The organism is Helicobacter salomonis (genome assembly GCF_900197775.1).
GTDB classification, from domain to species: Bacteria; Campylobacterota; Campylobacteria; order Campylobacterales; family Helicobacteraceae; genus Helicobacter; species Helicobacter salomonis.
In genome coordinates this window covers 1-2233 of record NZ_FZMA01000052.1, presented here as the reverse complement: position 1 = coordinate 2233, position 2233 = coordinate 1, and the positions used below count along the sequence as shown (strand labels likewise).

The following is a 2233-nucleotide window of genomic DNA, read 5'->3' as shown; positions in this document are numbered from 1 at the left end:
GAAGTGAGCAATGTTGCCAGCCTTTTGCCCCAATTAGAACAAAGGGCTAAGCAGGCGCAGGAGTTGTTGGGGAAAGAGCTTAGAGAACAAGCCCAGCGACCTCTTGAGGACTTGCTAGACCCTAGAAAGCCTTTGAGAAAAGCTAAGCCTGAAGAACTCACACAAGAAGTCTTAGAAGAAGTCAAAAAGCGTAATAGCAAGATATGGGTGGGAGATTTTGCGCCAAAAGAAAAGGAGTTGGTACAAGAATTGGGTTTTGACCCTAAATACCCTGTAAAGATTACCTTTAATGGGGATACGCTAAAGCATGTAGAAAAGAATCACGGCGTGAATTCTGTGCATCATAGCAAGAATAAACAGCCAGCTATAGAATCACAGGACATCAGAGATTACTCTAGCATTGTGAATAATGCAGACAGATACAAGGTGGAGACGGATAAGTACAATCAAGAAGTTTTAATTGCAGGCAAACAAATTAACGGGTATACGCTGATAGTAGAAACTATCAGCACCAAGAAAAACGAATTAAAGCTAAAAACCTTTTATAAAGAGAATGGCAAGTTAGAAAACAATCCCATCTTTAAAGAGAGTGGTTTGAGCTCACGACTACCTGAAGGTAGCGAAGACTCGCTAAGCCCCAAGCCTAGTGTCAACTTAGACGCGCCACCACAAACCACCAACCCCAACTCTACCAAACCCCCGCTTAAAACCCCCCATATTGAACCCAATCCTGTTTTTGGGGAACATTTTGCAGAGTTTGAGGGCAAGGGTAAGGAAGCCGTGGCTAAGCTTTTAAAAGAGCAAAGAGGACAGGTAGCAGGGGCTTTTTATAGGGAGGGGTTAGGGTATATAGACCTTATTTGGGGGGCTAATGCCACAGATTTAAAAGGCTTGAAAGGGGCTAATGGCAAGCCCCTTAAACCCTATGGGTTATCTAAAATCCTAGAGAAACACGCTAGCGACTTTGAGAGCTTTGAGGGAGTAAGCATACACGAGAAACTAGCTAATGGGTTAGAGTATTTAATTAAGAGTGGAGAACTTAAAATCAGTCCTACGGGCATTAAAACAATCGTTAGTCCAACAGAACAAGGGGAATTTAGAGTCGGCTTGTCTAAAGGCTGGTTTAGCAAAGGGGATAATAATTGGGTGATTACAGCGTATGAATATAAAAACCCCCCTGTAGAGACTTTCGACCAATCTACAAGCCCTAAGTTAGGGTTCAGGCATGGACATCTTGCCCAAAAGGGAGAAGAGCAGACTAGCATAACTCCCTCTAAAAATCAAGACGATCACTATCTTCACATTGAAGAAGCTCGTCGTAAGGCGGAAAGCAAGCGTTACACGAAAGCGGGGGTTTTAAGATTGCACCAGCCCAAAGCCCAATATGCGCGTATGAAAGGCCATAGAAGCGATACTTTGCACATCGATATGGCTATCACCCATGCCTTAGAGGGCAGAAGACCCTACCAGCATACGATGATGTATGGTGGAGACAATATCTTTGTGGCCTTAGTTGAGGGGCAAAAGCACGATAGAAATTGGCCTTATTTGCGCCCAGACTTTCATGTGATTTTAGGCAAATTGCAGCACAAAGAGATTGCCAGCCAGTTGGGGGTCAAGAATGGGCTAAAGATTGAAATTAACCATGAGAATATGAAAAAGTTTGTAGAAAGTGGGTTATTTGACTTAGCAAACCACTACAAAGCCCAATACAAAATCCTTGAAGATGTCCCTAAAATTCTCAAAGAGGCAGAGGTTTTTACCATTGTAGATAAGGATGGCGTGCCCACTTTATTAGTGGGTAAGGGGGATTTTAGCAAAGAATGGAACGAGGTTTGGCGTGCCACATGGCTAGAGTTGAAATTTAAAGGGGATAGACTGAGTCTAAGTGGCATTGAATACACCCAAAATTTAGAGCAAAAGCCCTCTATGTGGCCTAGCAATCCTATGGAGCGTGATTGATGAGCCCATTCTTTTTGATAGCTTTAGCCTTTATTGGAGTGGAGAAATCAGCCGCATACGCGCAAATTGCACGCCAGAATTTAGAAAATGCGCCAAGATTTAAGGGGCATTTGTTTAGTGCGCTTTAAAGGCGTATTAGGAGGACTTTGGGGGCTGTTCTTACTAGGCTGCACCCCTCAAGTGGTCTATCAAAAGGTCTATGTGCCTGTAAAATGCCAGCTCAAGCCCCCTGTGCGTCCTAGTAAGGAGCTAGACATGTTGGCCTACCTCA

1 protein-coding gene is annotated in these 2233 nt (G+C 43.8%); it reads left to right on the top strand.

Features of this window, described 5'->3' with window-relative positions:
- The coding region (locus C6H04_RS07205) for a putative barnase/colicin E5 family endoribonuclease (protein WP_499797616.1) at window positions 1-1962 on the top strand (1962 nt) is incomplete at its 5' end.
- Window positions 1963-2233: the final 271 nt, after the last annotated feature.